The 17,417-nt window shown below is 46.8% G+C and carries 20 protein-coding genes; 1 reads left to right on the top strand and 19 read right to left on the bottom strand.

Going from position 1 to position 17,417, the window contains the following annotated elements:
* Position 1: 1 nt before the first annotated feature.
* On the bottom strand, positions 2–706 hold the full coding sequence (gene mtnN, locus ABU165_RS01815; protein WP_009796256.1) for a 5'-methylthioadenosine/S-adenosylhomocysteine nucleosidase: 705 nt from the start codon (positions 704–706) through the stop codon (positions 2–4).
* Between the two features lie 15 nt (positions 707–721).
* Positions 722–1,360, bottom strand: coding sequence for a class I SAM-dependent methyltransferase (locus ABU165_RS01810; protein WP_318059558.1), 639 nt, complete (start codon positions 1,358–1,360; stop codon positions 722–724).
* A gap of 216 nt (positions 1,361–1,576) precedes the next feature.
* Here ABU165_RS01810 and ABU165_RS01805 point away from each other — a divergent pair, with 216 nt between their 5' ends.
* On the top strand, positions 1,577–1,786 hold the full coding sequence (locus ABU165_RS01805) for a YrzA family protein (protein ID WP_009796258.1): 210 nt from the start codon (positions 1,577–1,579) through the stop codon (positions 1,784–1,786).
* 190 nt (positions 1,787–1,976) lie between these two features.
* On the opposite strand, the gene ABU165_RS01800 is transcribed toward ABU165_RS01805, so the two are convergent.
* The 17 genes from ABU165_RS01800 to ABU165_RS01720 all read right to left on the bottom strand — a co-directional run bounded on the left by ABU165_RS01800 (position 1,977) and on the right by ABU165_RS01720 (position 17,391).
* Positions 1,977–2,669, bottom strand: coding sequence for a DUF1510 family protein (locus ABU165_RS01800; protein WP_311225513.1), 693 nt, complete (start codon positions 2,667–2,669; stop codon positions 1,977–1,979).
* 106 nt (positions 2,670–2,775) lie between these two features.
* A complete protein-coding gene (locus tag ABU165_RS01795; protein ID WP_318059559.1) occupies positions 2,776–4,536 on the bottom strand; it encodes a peptidoglycan D,D-transpeptidase FtsI family protein in 1,761 nt (586 codons plus the stop codon).
* Positions 4,537–4,608: 72 nt separating this feature from the next.
* On the bottom strand, positions 4,609–5,085 hold the full coding sequence (gene greA / locus ABU165_RS01790; protein ID WP_009791707.1) for a transcription elongation factor GreA: 477 nt from the start codon (positions 5,083–5,085) through the stop codon (positions 4,609–4,611).
* A 166-nt stretch (positions 5,086–5,251) separates the two neighbouring features.
* Positions 5,252–5,887 carry a uridine kinase gene (gene udk, locus ABU165_RS01785; RefSeq protein WP_009791706.1) on the bottom strand — a complete coding sequence of 212 codons (636 nt, stop codon included), beginning with the start codon at positions 5,885–5,887 and terminating at the stop codon, positions 5,252–5,254.
* A 4-nt stretch (positions 5,888–5,891) separates the two neighbouring features.
* Complete coding sequence (locus tag ABU165_RS01780) at positions 5,892–7,160, bottom strand: peptidase U32 family protein (protein WP_318059560.1); 1,269 nt, start codon at positions 7,158–7,160, stop codon at positions 5,892–5,894.
* 47 nt (positions 7,161–7,207) lie between these two features.
* Positions 7,208–8,137, bottom strand: a complete 930-nt coding sequence (locus tag ABU165_RS01775) for a peptidase U32 family protein (RefSeq protein WP_148949000.1) — start codon at positions 8,135–8,137, stop codon at positions 7,208–7,210.
* A 5-nt stretch (positions 8,138–8,142) separates the two neighbouring features.
* Positions 8,143–8,781 carry an O-methyltransferase gene (locus ABU165_RS01770; protein WP_009791703.1) on the bottom strand — a complete coding sequence of 213 codons (639 nt, stop codon included), beginning with the start codon at positions 8,779–8,781 and terminating at the stop codon, positions 8,143–8,145.
* A 409-nt stretch (positions 8,782–9,190) separates the two neighbouring features.
* Positions 9,191–10,324 (bottom strand): endolytic transglycosylase MltG, encoded by a 1,134-nt coding sequence (gene mltG / locus ABU165_RS01765; protein ID WP_094766998.1) that lies wholly within the window; start codon positions 10,322–10,324, stop codon positions 9,191–9,193.
* Positions 10,325–10,693: 369 nt separating this feature from the next.
* Entirely contained in the window at positions 10,694–10,981 is a 288-nt protein-coding gene (locus ABU165_RS01760; protein ID WP_009791701.1) for a DUF1292 domain-containing protein, read from the bottom strand.
* Positions 10,982–10,993: 12 nt separating this feature from the next.
* Positions 10,994–11,410 (bottom strand): Holliday junction resolvase RuvX, encoded by a 417-nt coding sequence (gene ruvX, locus ABU165_RS01755; RefSeq protein WP_094766997.1) that lies wholly within the window; start codon positions 11,408–11,410, stop codon positions 10,994–10,996.
* 6 nt (positions 11,411–11,416) lie between these two features.
* Positions 11,417–11,683, bottom strand: coding sequence for an IreB family regulatory phosphoprotein (locus ABU165_RS01750; RefSeq protein ID WP_009796225.1), 267 nt, complete (start codon positions 11,681–11,683; stop codon positions 11,417–11,419).
* Positions 11,684–11,810: 127 nt separating this feature from the next.
* The gene (alaS, locus tag ABU165_RS01745; protein WP_253618050.1) at positions 11,811–14,444 is read right to left on the bottom strand and encodes an alanine--tRNA ligase; all 2,634 of its coding nucleotides are present in this window, start codon (positions 14,442–14,444) and stop codon (positions 11,811–11,813) included.
* 418 nt (positions 14,445–14,862) lie between these two features.
* Positions 14,863–15,933 (bottom strand): AI-2E family transporter, encoded by a 1,071-nt coding sequence (locus tag ABU165_RS01740; RefSeq protein WP_094766995.1) that lies wholly within the window; start codon positions 15,931–15,933, stop codon positions 14,863–14,865.
* Between the two features lie 73 nt (positions 15,934–16,006).
* Complete coding sequence (locus ABU165_RS01735; RefSeq protein WP_022544219.1) at positions 16,007–16,141, bottom strand: YrzQ family protein; 135 nt, start codon at positions 16,139–16,141, stop codon at positions 16,007–16,009.
* Between the two features lie 17 nt (positions 16,142–16,158).
* A complete protein-coding gene (locus tag ABU165_RS01730; protein ID WP_009796221.1) occupies positions 16,159–16,350 on the bottom strand; it encodes a hypothetical protein in 192 nt (63 codons plus the stop codon).
* Positions 16,351–16,405: 55 nt separating this feature from the next.
* The gene (locus tag ABU165_RS01725) at positions 16,406–16,879 is read right to left on the bottom strand and encodes a PRC-barrel domain-containing protein (protein WP_022544220.1); all 474 of its coding nucleotides are present in this window, start codon (positions 16,877–16,879) and stop codon (positions 16,406–16,408) included.
* Positions 16,880–17,229: 350 nt separating this feature from the next.
* Positions 17,230–17,391, bottom strand: a complete 162-nt coding sequence (locus tag ABU165_RS01720) for a hypothetical protein (protein WP_009796218.1) — start codon at positions 17,389–17,391, stop codon at positions 17,230–17,232.
* Positions 17,392–17,417 lie beyond the last annotated feature (26 nt).

Genomic DNA, 17,417 nt, shown 5'->3' with positions numbered 1-17,417 from the left:
CTTATGCTTTCTCTTTAAGCGAAGAAACGATTTTCATAACGAGATTTGCTGAATGCAGGGCCGCTTTCTCCAGGAACTGATCGAATGAAACATCAGATTCTTTCCCCGCTATATCTGATAAAGACCGGATGACCACAAATGGAGTTCCAAATTGGTATGAAACCTGTGCGATTGCTGCTGCCTCCATTTCTACAGCCTGCAGATCCGTAAATTTTGTCCTTATTGCCTCGACACGCTCATGATCACTCATGAAGGAATCGCCAGTTGCAATCAGGCCCCTTACAGTTTGTATATCGCTGATTTCCCTGGCACAGTCCTCGGCAATCCTGATAAGATCCTGATCTGCCTCGAATGCTGCAGGCAGCTGGGGCACCTGTCCGTATTCGTAGCCGAACGCCGTAACATCGACATCATGGTGGCGGACTTCCGTGGAAATGACCACATCTCCGACATTAAGCTCAGGATTGAAGCCCCCGGCTGATCCTGTATTGATAATATAGTCGGGCTTGAAGCGTTCGAGAAGAATGGCACTGGACATTGCCGCATTTACTTTGCCGATCCCGGAGCGAAGGAGGATAACCTCGGCTCCATCCATTTTTCCTGAAGTGAATTCACAGCCGGCAATCGTTTCTGCTGCTGCCTCTGAAATATTTTCCCTTAATAGAGTCACTTCTTCTTCCATTGCTCCAATGATTGCTATTTTCATGATAGAACCTCTTTCTTAAATTTTTTCACCTTCCATCAGCCAGACAAAGTCATTGCAGCGGGAAAAACTTGCCTTAAAACCATTCTGTTCCAATATCCCTCTAAGGACCGGGATGGTTGTGTAGTATTCACGCTGCAGATCCTCTGCAAGATTGTGGAAGCCTTGGTCTTCTGCATCTGATATCGCTTTCTTATAGGCTTCTTCAGACTCATACATTGTATCCGCAAAAACTATTTTACCACCTATCGCAAGCAGGTGGCTATATGATGCAACCGCTTCGTTCTTTTCTGCATCGGTCAAATGATGGAAAGCATAAGTAGACACAATCGTATTGACCGGACCCTGATCAGGATAGGATAGAAAATCTCCCTCTACGATAGACGCCTGCTCCCCAAGCTTTTCCCTCGCAATCTTCCTCATGGCAGGAGAAGGCTCAGCACCAGTTACCCGGAGCCCTTTTTCCAGGAGCTTTGCCGTCAGGTTGCCAGTCCCCGGGCCGAACTCCAGTACATGACCCGATGCGCGGCCGGCTACTGCATCCAGGATCCCTTCATAATTTCTGAAAACCTCTTTATATTCAAGATCATGTCCGGTCACACTGTCATCGTATGAATCCGCCCATTGCTCAAACAGCTCAATAAATTCTTTCCCCATTTTTTTCACTCCTGTTTTTGTATACTCATAAATCCTATAAGTATACTATGAATTAAAAAGTGACTTGTTCTCAATTTATCACAGACTATTTTTTTATTCAACAGAAATCATCCAGGAACTTTCTGCACAATCCTGTCCCAAATCTGGGCCGGCCTGTACAAAATCTGCGGAACTTCCTGTAAAATAAGGGTGACAAAGCAAGAAGGGAAGATTCTCATGAACTTTCAATTTGATATGATTGAAGATAAGGTTGAATTTTTTGAGGCGGAGAAATTAAAGGACCTGGAGAAGAAAATAAACGATCAGATTGAAGTAAACAAAGCGATCCTGCTGACTGTCCACCATGTCTCCCATCAAATGCATGTGGATGAGAACGGAAGGACTTACTTTTCTGCCGTCGTTCTCTTTAAATCTAAACATAAATAAAAACCGGCCCCCCGGCAATCTGTTTATACAGATCACCCGGCGGGCCGGTTTTTCCTTTAGGCTTTTTTCGTTAGATTGCTGCTTTCGGAAAAAGACTTTCTCTTTGTAAAGAGAGCAGCTCTTTTCTTATCATGATATTTCATGGTAAGCATTAATGGAAAACAACAAAGTTTAAGAAAAGAGCCTTACTTTATTGGATGCTGTTCAGCTCCTCCATTTTAACAGGCTTCCATCCTTGTCCGTCCACCCATTCAATATAGACACGGTATTTTTCCTGCTGGTCTTTGGTGGAGACGGTACCGACCGATTGATTGGGGCCGTTATTTCCTAAGAACCAGATGGTCATATTGCTCTCAGGTATTCCAGTGGCATAGGTGATGGCCTGGACCATCTCATTCCAGTCCACGCCTTCATAGACGGCTGTGTGCTCGCCTGTCTGGGAAGTGCCGACCGGCTGCCATGAAGGATTAACAATGGTCTTTTCGACATCAGGAGCACTGCCGCCGTCGGTGACCTCTGCATCTTCCTCAATATCCTGGTCTTCTTCCGCTTCTTCTCCATTATCCTCATCTGCATTTTCAGCATCTCCGCCATCCTGGGCGGAATCTTCAGCCTGGTCTGCTTCTTCTTCCTGGCCTGCTGTTTCATCAGATGTATTATTATCATTATTCTTATCATTATTTTCTGGATCGGCTTTTTCAGACGCCGGTGCCTGCTCGGCTGCTTCATCATCATTGCCGCCCAGGAATATCGCGGCAGATACAATAATGATCAATAAGAGCACAACCCCGATCAGCGTATTTAGAATAATATTGGTTTTTCTTCTTTTAGCCCTTTTCCCTGAGCGGGATGACCCGTTTGATTCTTCGAAATTGCCATTCACGTGTTTTTCTCCTCCCCATATATATGGTTGTCAACATTCTACCATGAGTGCCGGCAAAACATGAAGGAATTTGATGTTAGAAAAACTTGCCGGCTGCGGGCTTCTTCTATTCCATTTCTTCATCAAACCCATGGACAGCTTTAACCATATCCGCAAAAAGCGGATTGACTCCCCCTTCGTTCTCTTTGACTCCAAGATTGACTGCGACAAGGGCGTATTTGGGTTTTTCGTAAGGGAAGTATCCCGCAAACCATTTATTATGCAGCTGCTCTCCATCATCGAACTGTCCTGTCTCCGCAGTTCCTGATTTGCCGGCCACTGAATATGGAAGCTCTTTGAACCATCTTCCGGTTCCTTCTTCATTGACAACAACTTCTCTCAAAAGCTTCTGCAGTTTCATAGCCGTATAAGGGGATATTTTGCCGCCCCCTAAATCTTTGGACGGAAATTTCAGCAGCGAGGTTTCATTTTTATATTCAATTTCAGAGGCAACACGGATGCTTTCTTTTTTTCCGCCTTTGGCAATGGTGGCCATCATATTCGCCACCCCAAGCGGAGTGGCCCTCACTTCATGCTGTCCGATGCCGGTCAAGGCGACAAAATTGCTGTCCTTCTTGGCATCCTCTGAGTAAAATACCCGGCCTTCATCCTCCCGCGCGAGCTGATGGAAATCAGTGAAGTGATAGATATCCCCTTCCCAGCCTGACTTTCCTGTAAGAGACAGCTTTCCGGCATAGTCCTCCAGTATGGCAGGATCTATCTCTTTCAGTTCCTTGGCAATGGTTGCAAATGTATTATTGCAGCTCCTGGCAAAGCTGTCTGTAAAATTTAGCATTCCATGCTGGTAAATCGTGTCCGGCTGGCCATTGATTTTCCGGCTGCAGTCAAACTGCCTTTCCGGGCTGTCCAGGTTATAATCAATGGCTGCAGCTGCCACCACCGTTTTAAAAACGGATCCGATAATCTGCTGTTTGATCATTGCATTCACCAGGCCCCCGTCTTTATAAGGGGCCGTTTTATTGATCTGCGGCCTGGACACCATGGCAAGGACGGTATTATTCTCTATATCCAACAAAACCATCCCCCCATTCTGGATTCCATGCACATCTGCCAGCCGTTCTGCTTCCTCCTGAAGGGCCGCATCCAGAGTGGTTTTGATGTTGACAGGATAAAAAGGATTTGCAGGCTCGACATATTTGACGTTTATCCCAAACAGCGGGCCTCCTGCCGCATCCACATGGTAGACAAGTTTGGATTCGCCATCGGGCATCAGAAACTCATCAAAGCTTTCTTCAAGACCGGAAACGCCGATCACGGTATCTTCAGGAAGGTTTTTGCCGGGATAGCGCTTTTGCACCGCTTCTTTATTCTGTCCGGTGATGCCGATCAGCTGTTCTGCCAGATTATTGGCTAGGCTGTATTTTTTTTCAACAGCAAATACACCAGGTATCTTAAGTGAATTGATTTGTTCAGCTTGTACATCGGTCAATTCAAGAGGCTTCGGCTTGCCATAGGCAAACGGCTCTTTTGCTCCTTTGATGCTATATAAAAGGGCAGTTTCCGATATGCCTGTGATGGAGGCGACCTTTTGCGAATCCCAATCCATATTTTTCAAAAATGGAAATAAAACCAGTACAGGTATTTCTTGATGAGTCAGGGGCTCGCCATTCCTGTCCAGGAAAGAGCCTCTCCCGCTGTTGATTACCATCTCCTGGGAACGCTGCCTGACGCTTGCATCCAGAAGATTGATATTATGAGCAGAAAAGTGTTCTGCTGAAACAAGCTGGATCTGGATGAGCCGCCCGATCAGCAGAACAATCCCCAGCATGAATATACTTATGACAATGATGGCCCTTTTTTTCCACATAAAAAACACCTCGTCAAAAGTGTTGACGAGGTGTGCCCATTTCAAACCATATTTATGAAAAAGACTGGTTCCTTATTTAATGCTTGTAATGCGGACGCTCATATCCCCGCCCGGTGTCTGAACTGTCACTTCATCCCCGACCCTTTTGCCCATCAGGCTTTTTGCGATTGGAGAATCATTGGAAATCTTTCCTTCAAACGGATCTGCCTCTGCACTTCCGACGATTGTGTAAGATTCTTCTTCTCCATCCGGAAGTTCAACAAATGTAACAGAGCGTCCTAGTGTCACTGTATCGCCGCTTGCCTCATCCTCTTCGATGATCTTTGCATTGCGGATCATATTTTCAAGGGTAGTGATGCGCCCTTCTACAAATGCCTGCTCTTCTTTCGCTGAATCATATTCAGAGTTCTCGGAGAGATCGCCGAAGCTGCGGGCGATTTTGATACGCTCTACAACATCTTTACGCTTTACTGTTTTTAAATGCTCCAGTTCCTGCTCAAGCTTTTCTTTTCCAGCCTGTGTCATTGGGAATACTTTTTCTGTAGCCAATATCCTTCACTCCTTCTAGAATCACAACCCCCATTTAGATTGTGCATTGGTAAGTATGTAAGCATCTGCTTTATTCGCAAATGCACAGGAGCGCGTCCTTTTGACAAAGGGCGCGCATGCTTTCTGTTCATTAGACTTATCTTAACATTTTTTCTATGCTATTGTTTCATAAAAATGACTTTTGTTCAAGAATTGTATGAATTTTTGTTACCATCAGGTCAATGGCCACGTGGTTATGGCCGCCCTCCGGGATGATGATATCTGCGTATCTCTTCGTCGGCTCGATGAATTGGTTGTGCATCGGGCGTACAACATTGACGTATTGCTCAATGACTGAATCCATTGATCTGCCCCGTTCCTTAATATCCCTGAAAAGGCGCCTGATGATGCGCAAATCTGCATCGGTATCCACAAAAAGCTTCATATCCATAAGGCTGCGGAGCCTTTCATCCTCCAGTACAAGTATGCCTTCTAGGATGATGACATCCTTTGGCTCCACATGGATGACGTCAGTGGACCTTGTATGCATGGCATAATCATAGACAGGCTTCTCAATGGGTTCATAGCTCTGCAGCTTTTCGATATGCTCAATCAGAAGGTCGTTATCAAATGCAAGCGGATGATCATAATTTGTTTTCAGCCTTTCTTCAAAGGGAAGATGGGTCTGATCTTTATAATAATAATCCTGCTCAAGCATTAAGATCGAATGACCCTTAAAGCTTTCATAAATCGCTTTTGTGACACTTGTCTTTCCAGAGCCGGATCCGCCGGCAACACCAATAACAACAGGTTTGCGATTCATTATGTTAAAACTCCTTCCGCATCATGTTGTTAGGGTATACCGGCTTGTCCAGTTTAAACTGGACGATTTGCAGCGGATGGCGGGCAGCGTCAAGCTCGTTGCCTTTTTCATCCCAGATTTTATCGACCACCTGTGTAAAGTTCTCGATTTCCGGGCCGAAAAATTCCACTTCCTGCCCCGGTGCAAATTTATTGCGCTGCTGAAGTGTGACGATTTGCGTTTCTTCATCATATCCAAGGACCAGGCCGGCAAAATCATTGGTCGTCTTTTTGCTATGATTTCCAAACATCTGCTCTTTATACCCTGGAACCCCTTCAAAGAAGGCAGGCGCCGTTTCCCTGTTCGCACACTTTTCCAATTCCTCCAGCCATTCCTGCCTGATCACAAAATTATCGGGATCCGCACAATAAGCATCAATAACCTTGCGATAAACACTGACAACTGTAGCCACATAATGGATCGACTTCATGCGGCCTTCAATCTTGAGGCTGTCGATGCCCAATTCAATCATGCGCGGTATCGATTCTATCAGCTTCAGATCCTTAGGGCTCATGGCAAAAGGTGCATCCTGTTCCTGGAATAACGGCACTTCCTCAGAGTCTTCCAGCTTGTACAAATCATAATCCCAGCGGCATGACTGGCAGCAGCCTCCACGGTTGGAGTCCCTTGCTGTCATGTGGTTGCTCAGCGTACAGCGGCCTGAATAGGCGATGCACATTGCGCCATGGATGAATGTTTCAATTTCAATATCCACTTTTTCCTTCATTTCACGGATTTCTTCGGCACTAGTTTCCCTTGCAAGCACAACCCGCTCAAGCCCTTCTTCCTTCCAGAACTGAACGGCCTTCCAATTTGAAAGTGACTGCTGGGTGCTCAGGTGAACCTCGATTTCAGGGGCAACCCTGCGGCAGGTTTCAATGATAAGGGGATCAGCTACGATAATTCCAGCCACTCCCGCTTCCTTGAGGCCGAGAAGATAGTCCTCAAGCCCGTCAATATTTTCGTTATGGGCAAAGATATTGGTCGTTACGTAAATTTTTGCACCATAGCTCTTCGCGAACTCTACGCCTTCCTTCATTTCCTCAAATGTAAAATTGCCGGCATTTGACCGGAGCCCATACTCCTGGCCGCCGATGAAAACGGCATCTGCGCCATAGTGTACGGCAATTTTCAGCTTTTCCAGGTTTCCGGCCGGAGCAAGAAGCTCAGGCTTTTTGACGATTACCCTTTTGCCGTCCACTATTTGCGAGATATTATCTTTAATTGCGTTCACGATAAAACCTCCTGATTATAAGTCAAAATAGGCTTAATAGTTTTGAATTAATATACGGTTTCTTTAAAGAAGAAGCCTGTATCCAGCGGCCTGCTGTCAGGCTGGATTTCTTCCGCCGCGTTCAGCAGGTCATCTTTCACTTCTTCGTATTCTTCCGGACTTTCTGTGCACAAATCGATTGCTTTGCGGTAGAGCTTTGTGATTTCCAGGATATAATCTGCAGATTTTAAGATACCGTCAATCTTGAATGAATCCACACCGGCCTCGACCATTTCCTGGAGCTCATCAATAATGCAGATATCATTAGGGCTCATGATATGGGTCCCGTTTGCGTCTTCAAAAATCGGATATTTATTTTCCCGTTCTTTATCATGAAGGAACATATTCTGCTCTTTCGCCCGGTTTTCGACCTTCATCGCTTTTCCCTGGTATTCATAATAGTTCCCGAGAAGGGAGCGCTTAGATTGGAACATGGCAGTCATGCCGTGAACCTGGACCTCGATTTCAACTTCTGCGTTTTCCTTGATTTCAATAATCGAATCCATATTGATTTCACGGGCAAGCACAGAGCGCTTGGCACCTTTTCTTCCCCAGTAGTTGCATGTATACCAGTTTGTGGCTGTTGTTTCTGTATTCCAGTGCAGCTTCATGTCAGGTGCTGCCTCACGTGCTGCCATCAATACAGCCGGATCGCCGAAAATAACCGCGTCTGCCCCTGATTCCTGCACAAAACGGATATAATCGCCAAGCTCGTCCACTGTTTCATTATGGAAAATGGCGTTCATAGCCACATACACTTTTTTGCCTTTTGAATGGGCCAATGTGATTGCTTCTGCTACTTGTTCCCTGCTGAATTCGCCGGCCAGCCTCAGGCCGTATCTCTGCTCGCCAACTACAAAAGCGTCTGCCCCAGCTTCCGCAAGCGGGATGATATCTTCTGTACCTGTTGGAGTAACAAGCAATTCAGGTTTTTTCATTATGGTCACCTCTTTTTACTGATTGCAACGCCGTCGCCGACCGGAAGAATGACAGTATCATAATCCGGATGGTTCATCAGCCATGCGTTGAACTCGCTGATTTTCTTCACAAGACTGCGAATGCGCTTATTCTCGATCTCACTTTCACAGACTAGCCCTTTAAACAGGACATTGTCCGTTATGATCAAGCCGCCATCTGATAGCTGACGCGCATAGATCTCAAAGAATTTTTTATACTGGCCTTTTGCCGCATCGATGAATACCGCATCGTAAGGACCATATTTTAATGTTTCTCCCTCGAGCTCAAGGGCGTCACCCTCAAGCAGGGTGATCTGGTCTTCCCGGTCTGCAGCCCTGATATATCCGCGGGCCGATTCAATCCGCTCTTCATCCCTTTCAATTGTCACAATATGTGCATCAGGGATCGCGAACGACATCCGGAGAGCAGAGTATCCTATTGCTGCACCAACTTCAAGTATTTGCTTCGGCTTTTGAATCCTGAGCAGCTGGAGAAGCGCTTCTATCCCCGGCAGCTCCATGATGGGTACACCATTATCTTTTGCATACTCCTCCATCTCAAGGAAAAGTCCCGGCCGTTCAGGAATCAGTCCCTCTATATATCCATGTACTTTATCTGTCAGCAAGCAGTCTTCCCCTCCATCCTTTTACCGCCTGCAGCCCTCCGTTTCAGGCATGAAAAAATAGCGCACAACAGAGCGGATGTTTCGCAAAGCCTTAAGGAAGGCCGTACAGAAAAGGGCTTAAGTGAAGCCAATCCATGCTTGTCTGTGGTTCACGCTATCACACATGCGTATGAAGGATGCACAGGCTTACTGTGCAGAAAGATAATAATCGCTATATAGGCATCTGCCGGCAGTTCCGCTGCAGCGTGCCGGGCAGAAAGAATCCGCCAATTAAACAGTCTGTATAAAACACTTGAACTATTTTACCATAAACAAAAAGGGAATGCGAGTGTTTCAGCATTCCCTTTTTCTGGCCTCCCGAAACGCTTCTGAAGCAATTGCAGCACGTGCCGGGAGCCCTGAATCATTTCTAATTATTTGTTATGTGTTCTGCTTTCTTCTCATTATGCTCATCAAGTGTGTTGGAGAATAGGACTTCTCCCTCCGGGGTGGCAAGGAAGTACAGGAAATCCGTGTCCTCCGGGTTAAGGGCCGCTTCAATTGACATGGTGCCTGCGTTGGCGATCGGACCAGGGGTCAATCCCGTGTTTTTGTACGTATTGTACGGTGAGTCCACTTCAAGGTCCTTATAAAGGACTCTCGACTTGTGTTCTCCCTTTGCATAAAGGACTGTCGGGTCAGTCTGAAGCGGCATGCCCGTTTCAATCCTGTTGTAGAATACGCTGGCGATTTTATTCCGGTCCACCTGCTGGGTAGCCTCTTCCTCGATGAGGGAAGCCATGGTCAAAAGCTGGTGCGGAGTCATATTCTGCTCTTCTGCCTGAGGGCTGTACTCTGCAAGCACCTCTCGTGTCTTATCGAGCATAACTTTCACAATCTCTTCCATAGTTGGATCTTCTTTATAAAATGAGTATGTTGCAGGGAAGAGATATCCTTCCAGCGGATATTTGATATTTTCATTCAGAATTTCTTCTGTCAGCACCTCTGGATATTGTTCCATCAATGTGCTGATGAATTCCTTATCATTAAGCTTGGCAAAAACATCCTCTTGCTTCTGCCCGGTTTTATCGGCAATAATACCGGATATCTGGTCAAGCTGATTGCCTTCAGGAATAGCCAGCTTAAACACGGCTTCCTGCACGACCTTTCCAGTCTTCAAGCTTTCAATAATTTCAGGGATTGTCATTGACGGATTCAGAGGATAATCCCCTGCCATGAATCCGGATTCGTTTTTAAGCTTAACATAATACTTGAAGACGCGGGCATCCTTGATGAGCCCTTTATCCTCCAGCAGGCGTGAGATCTCGCCAACGGAAGACCCGATCGGCACTTCAACGGGAATTTTCTTCTTATTGCCCGGATCAGTTGGCTCAAGAGCCGACTTTATGTAAAAGTAGCCTCCTCCGGCAACCAGGCCGACTGTAAGCACAAGGACTGCCGCAATGATCAGCACAATCTTGCGGACTACCTTTGCCTCACTCTGACGCTCCAGCATCTTTTGCCGAATCAGGTCTTTTTTAGAATTCTTTTCTTCAGCAGACATCTAATCCCCCTCAGTGTACAGGATTCTAAGGCTGTTTGGCCTGTTCCTTTATATAATCTCGCATTATTATACTATACTTTCAAAATCAGCGTGCGAAATTTAGCGAAAAACCAAAAATTTTCCACTCTTTTCCTTGAGAAAAGCGTAAGCGCCTTGCTCACCCTTAAGGAACCCAGGCTAATAACGCCACGTCCTGTGGCAACGCCTGCATGACACCCATCCCCGGGGGCCTTATGACACCCCCCCCGGAAAGGCGTTCTTTTTGGGAGGATTGTCTTGTGACCTCGAGGGGGCAGGCCCAGCTGCTAGACAGTGATTAAATTAGAACAGAAAAGAAAAACCGGTCCCTCTAAAGGACCGGTTCAGCTCTTATTCTTCGCCTTCTTCTTCATCAAGGAAGGTATTGAGCATTTCCTCAATCATATCCCACTCTTCATCTGTTTCAACCGGCAGCAGGTCGCCTTCTTCACTTTCCCCAGGCACATATGCAGAAGCATGGATCTCGATGTCATCCTGATCATCTTCATCTGCTCCTACAGGATAGTATAATACGTAAGACTTGCCAAATTCCTCAGAGTCGAATGTGAATAGCACCTCACATAATTGTTCGTTGCCGTCTTCATCTACGATTGTAATGTTCTTTTCTCCGTGTTCCATTATGCCACCTCATCATTTCCGGCTGTCCAGATATCCTTGAAGGATCATGCTGGCAGCCATTTTATCGATTACTTTTTTCCTTTTTTTCCTGCTTACATCAGCTTCAAGCAGAACGCGTTCTGCTGCCATTGTAGTCAGGCGTTCATCCCAAAGGACGACAGGAAGCCCGAAGAGCCTTTCTAGCTCGCCGGCAAAAAACTGGCTTGCTTCTCCCCGGGGACCAATCGTCCCGTTCATGTTCTTAGGGAGGCCTACCACAATGGTGCTGACATCGTACTCTTTAATTATTTTACCTAATTGATCAAAACCAAACTCTTTTTCTTCTTCATTAATGCGGATGGTCTCCAATCCCTGCGCAGTCCAGCCAAGCTCATCGCTCAGCGCTACGCCTACAGTCTTGGAACCCACATCCAGCCCCATGCTTCTCATAATAGTCTATCCCTCTCGCTGCTGCTTTAAATACGATTTGACCAATTCTTCAATTATCTCGTCCCGTTCAAGTTTCCGGATGATATTTCGTGCATCTTTATGGCGCGGGATGTATGCAGGATCTCCTGAAAGAAGGTACCCGACAATCTGGTTAATGGGGTTGTACCCTTTTTCTTGAAGTGCTTCATAGACTTGCAGAAGAACATCATTTACATCATGTTCAAATGGCTCCTCAGGAAAATTGAATCTCATTGTCTTATCAAATGAGCTCATCACATTACACCTCGCTTTTCTGCATTGCGGCCGGAACCGGCACAGCTCATGAAGCTTGTACCGGCTTTTCGGCCCCGCACAGCAAATGTTAATAGTTACCTACATTCTACACTACTTTCAAACGATATCAAACGGATTTTACCCATTCTTCCACAAATTGAAGCGCACTTTCCAGTTTTTCAGGATCTTTTCCGCCTGCCTGTGCCATATCCGGACGGCCGCCGCCTCCTCCGCCGCAGCGTGCTGCCACCTCTTTGATGACTTTTCCGGCATGATAGCCTTTTTCGATATAGTCCTTTGTCACAGCTGCGATGAGATTCACTTTCCCTTCATTCACACTGCCAAGCACGACAACTGCCGAACCGAGCTTCTGCTTCAGATCATCCGCCATATTGCGGAGGTTGTTCATATCTGCTGCCTGAACCTTTGCAGCCAGATAAGTGATCCCATTCTCTTCCTTGGCTTTTGAAACAAGGCTTCCAGCTTCAATATTGCCCAATTTGGCTGAAAGGGATTCATTTTCGCGCTGAAGCTGCCTCATTTCGCCGAGAAGTGCATCCACCCTGGAAGCCACATCCCGCGGGCTCGACTTCAGTGAAGCTGCGGCTTCGGTCAGGATATTGACCTGTTCCTTAAGAAGCTTGTAAGCTGCTTCGCCAGTCGCTGCTTCAATCCTTCTTGTTCCTGCGCCTATTCCGCTTTCAGAGATAATCTTGAACAAACCAATGGCCGACGTATTGCGGACATGGCAACCGCCGCAGAGCTCAAGGCTGTAATCGCCCACTTGGACCACTCTGACAACATCTCCGTATTTCTCTCCGAATAATGCCATTGCCCCCATTGCCTTCGCTTCATCGATTCCTTTGTTTTCTATGACGACATTCAGGCTGCTCCAGATCTTTTCATTGACGATTTCTTCGATTTTTTCCAGTTCATCTTCCTTCACTTGCCCGAAATGGGAGAAGTCAAAGCGAAGGCGGTCCGGACCAACAAGTGAGCCTGCCTGGTTTACATGCGTGCCAAGCACATCCTTGAGAGCCTGGTGCAATAGATGGGTAGCTGTATGGTTCTTAATCACTTTGTTCCGGGAATCCGGATCGACTTTCGCCGTGACGCCGGCTTCGGTTTCCAGAATGCCGCTTTCCACTACTGCACTATGCAGGTTCTGGCCGTTCGGCGCTTTTTGGACATCTTTAATGATGACCTTAACCCCTTCGCCCTCAAGAACGCCTTTATCGGCAATCTGCCCGCCGCTTTCTGCATAGAATGGAGTCTGGTCAAGAATCAGCTGCACTTCTTCGCCTGCCCCGGCTGCTTCGGCCACTTGCCCGTCCTTGATGATGACAGCGACGACAGATTTCGCTTCAAGTCCCTCATAGCCGACGAACCGGCTTTCAGTCTTGATGTCGCCAAGCACACCTTCCTGGACCTTCATAGAGCCGACGTCCTGGCGTGCTGTACGCGCGCGTTCACGCTGGCCTTCCATTTCAGCTTCAAAGCCGTCCTGGTCGATCTTCATGCCTTCTTCTTCGGCATATTCCTCTGTCAATTCAACAGGGAAACCGTAAGTGTCATACAGGCGGAATACGTCCGAGCCCGGAATAATATTGCTGCCCTTTTCTTTTTCCTTCTTAATGACAGATGAAAGGATGGAAAGGCCGTCATTCAAAGTCTCGTGGAAACGCTCCTCTTCATTCTTGATGACCTTTTTGATGAATTCGGCCTTTTCCGTTACCTGCGGGTAGAAATCTGCCATGATTTCCCCGACAACATCTACCAGCTCAAACATGAATGGGCGGTTAATATTGATCTGCTTTGCATAGCGGACTGCCCTGCGAAGGAGTCTGCGCAGTACATACCCTCTGCCTTCATTGGAAGGAAGGGCACCGTCCCCGATTGCGAATGCAACTGTCCTTATATGGTCAGCTATAACCTTGAACGCTGTGTCCTGTTCATTGCTTTCCCCATATTTGCTTCCTGAAATCTTCTCCACTGCATGGATGATCGGCATGAACAGGTCTGTATCAAAGTTTGTTGCCACGTTCTGTACAACAGATGCCATGCGTTCAAGACCCATGCCTGTATCAATGTTCTTCTTTGGGAGCGGTGTATAAGTGCCATCCGGGTTATGGTTGAACTCGGAGAATACCAGGTTCCAAACCTCGAGGTAACGCTCATTTTCGCCGCCTGGATAAAGCTCAGGATCATTTTGGTCATCCCCATACTCTGGTCCCCTGTCATAGAAAATCTCGGTGTTCGGTCCGCTCGGGCCTTCCCCGATATCCCAGAAGTTGCCCTCAAGGCGGATAATCCTTTCTTCAGGCACTCCGATTTTATTCGTCCAGATGCTGAAGGCTTCTTCATCTTCCGGGTGGATGGTGACTGACAGCTTTTCTTTGTCAAATCCAATCCAGCGCTCATCCGTCAGAAACTCCCATGCCCAGTCGATTGCTTCTTCCTTAAAATAGTCGCCGATCGAGAAGTTCCCCAGCATTTCAAAGAAAGTGTGGTGGCGCGCCGTTTTGCCGACATTCTCGATATCATTTGTGCGGATTGATTTTTGGGCGTTGGTAATCCTTGGGTTTTCCGGTATCACCCTGCCATCAAAATACTTCTTCAATGTTGCCACACCGCTGTTGATCCATAGCAATGAAGGATCATCGTTGGGCACAAGTGGCGCACTCGGTTCTACAGAATGGCCTTTTTCCTTGAAAAATTCTAAAAACAGCCGGCGTATTTCTGAACCTGTAAGATTTCTCATTAGAATTTCCTCCTGATCTTATTTTGCCGCCATTGCTTCAAGTGCAGGGCAGCGAAGAATTCTTTAAAAACAACACAAAAAGCCCTCATCCCTGGACAGGGACGAGAGCTTGCTCGCGGTACCACCCTGATTACGAAAGTAAACTTTCGTCTCTCAAGCTCCTTAACGCGGAGAACGGCAGGGATTAGCTGCACTCAGGATTAGCGTTCTGTTATTCTTCATCCGGAATCCTTTCAGCCGCGGAATTCCTCTCTGGTGCACCACTTATAAAAGAGATGCCAGGATGGTCTATAACATACTCGATCCTTCTTCATGTTGTTCTTATCTTCAATTATCGTATAGTCGCATTATACTGATATGAAAATTGATTTGTCAATCTGTTCTTTTCAGGCGGTTTCATTTTTACTCCTGACATCCGCTATTCGGCTGCCGGTTTTGCTGTAAAGTGCCTTCTCGCATGGATGGCGCCTACTTTAAGGACGGCCAGCACTGGAACTGCCAATATAAGGCCGGCAACACCGGCGATTTCCCCGCCTGCCAGCAGGGAAAACATAATAAGGAGCGGATGCATATGCAGGCTCTTGCCTACAATCAGCGGAGACAGGATGTTTCCTTCCAGGAATTGAAGAACCATGACGATGACTGCCGCAAAAATGATCATTTTCACTGACATGGTAGAAGCAATCAGTACAGCCGGCACCGCCCCGATGATCGGGCCAAAATAAGGTATAACATTCGTTGCCCCGATGATTGCCCCTAAAAGAAGCGGATACTTTATGCCAGCAATCCAGAAGAACAGGGAACTCAACGCACCGATGACTGCACATACAAGCAGCTGCCCCCGTATATAGCTTCCCAATGATTTATCAGCATCCCGAAGGAACAGGCTTCCGCTTTCCCTCCATTTTTTTGGCGTGAGATACCAGACTGCTTTTTTCATCAGCAGGAAGTCCTTCAGCATATAAAAGGATATAAACGGAATAATGATCAGAATCAAAGCAAAGTTCAGAATAGCCCCTGCAAATGCCATCGCCCTTGAGAGAAGCCTGTCAAGAGAGGCTTCTAGCGACTGGATTCCTTCATCGATCCTGAGCTGGACAGGCTCAGGCCATTGGGACGTCTTCGACTGGAGAAGAAGAAGCCACTCCCGGTACTGGTCGGCCAGCTGCGGAGCGTGCTCAGCCAGGTCCCTGATCTGGACTATAATGGCCGGAAGCCCCTTGTAAAGCGCATAGCCTGCTCCCCCAAAGAAAAGGGTATAGATGATGATGACGGCCAGGCCGCGATGGAGGCCTGCTTCATGGAGACGCTCAACTACCGGATGAAGAAGATATGTAATAAACGCTGCAGCTGCAAATGGAAAGATAATAATAAAAAGCGTCCTGATGACCGGGAGCCACAACGGCTGAAGCTTTAAAAATGTAAATAAGACAATGAAAAGCAGCAGAAGGAAACCAAGCCTGTAAAACCATTTCAACCGGATATCCATTTTTCCCACCTCATTTGTAGTGTGAAGCAGGAAGCTTAAAATATGCAAAAATCCCCCGGAATGGGGGATAGAATCATGAAAATGAACGAACAATCCTGTTTTGAAGTTTCTTCATCTGCCTTGAAGACATGATGTCATTTTTTTGTATATAATTTTGGGCTGCCATGCCGGCGCCGATGAGAAGAGCTGTTGTCATTAGTCTGTTCATGCTGTCACCTCTTCTATTCATAGTATATAGCGGCGGTCATCTTCATCAAACAGGTCATCCAGGGAGCTCAGGGTCCCGTCTTCCTCTACCTGATGGGTGCTGATGACTCCTTTTGACAAGGACAGCTCAATGAAGCAGCTCCAGCAATAATATTGGTTTATCCCGATTTTTCCAATATCTTTGCTTTGGCAGTTAGGGCATTTTAACATATGGTGGACACCTCGCATTGTTTGGCAAGCCAGCCTGTTCAGAAAGAGCAAACGGCTAATTCTTAGCGTTAACAATGATGGCATCTTTTCCAAATGCAGGCGGTTCATCTGAATTGACTACCTTTTTTCCTTCGGTTATATCCGAAAAGAAGCCATCTGATAACTCATACCCTACAATCGTGCCCAATTCTTCCAGAAAATATACATCCTCCAGAAGGCCGAGCTGCTCCCCCTCACGGGAAATCAGCATCTTACCGCAGATCCGATGCTGATTTTCAAAGGTATAGCCGGAAAGACGTTTTACCGGAGAAAGCCCGGAAGCTGTTTTAATCATCACTCCGCCGCTGCCAAAGCTTGCAATGGATGCAAAGGGAATCAGAAAATTTTTCTTCAGAAATGCGCCTTTGCGGAGGAGAAGACCGGTGATGCTTCCTTCCTCTGAAATGCATATATCATGCACTTCACCGACTGAAGTCCCGTTCTCCATGTCAAAGACAGGCATCCCTTTCAGCAAGGAAAAAGTCCGCAAAGATCGTCCCACCTTCCCGAACATTATTATTGTCTGCCCCCGCCCTTGAATTATGAGGCTAAAAATTTACCTTAACTAACAGGAACAAAAGCGTAAGCGCCTTGATCACCTTAAGGAACGCAGACTAAGAACCCCACGTCCTGTGGCAACGTCTGCATGACCCCCATCCTGGGGGCCTCAAGGCAAACCTCCCGGAAAGGCGTTCTTTGCCTTTTTGGGAGGTTTGCCTTGTGACCTCGGCGCAGCTGCTTGACGTGGATCAAGAGTTGGAAATTTTCCACAAGTCTTTCAAATTGTAAAATCTTTAACAGAAAAAACCTGCCAGGCGACTGCGCCGGACAGGTTCATTCTCATTCTTTTTCAGCTCTTTCAATGATTTCATTTCTTTCTCCGCCATCTGAAAGCTCTTCAGAAAATTGGAGTTCTTCTCCGTTTCCGATCAGCTCTGATGATTTAATTTCTGCTGCGGGGAGATTATTGTTCGGAGCGCTTTCCTGATTCCATTTTCTCATTTGCCAGCACCTCTGCGACTGAAATA

Origin of the sequence: Cytobacillus sp. T106 (assembly GCF_040492155.1) — a bacterium.
Taxonomy (GTDB): domain Bacteria; phylum Bacillota; class Bacilli; order Bacillales; family Cytobacillaceae; genus Bacillus_AB; species Bacillus_AB infantis.
Note: the sequence above shows the minus strand (reverse complement) of the source record. Positions and strands in the feature narration are given on the sequence as shown.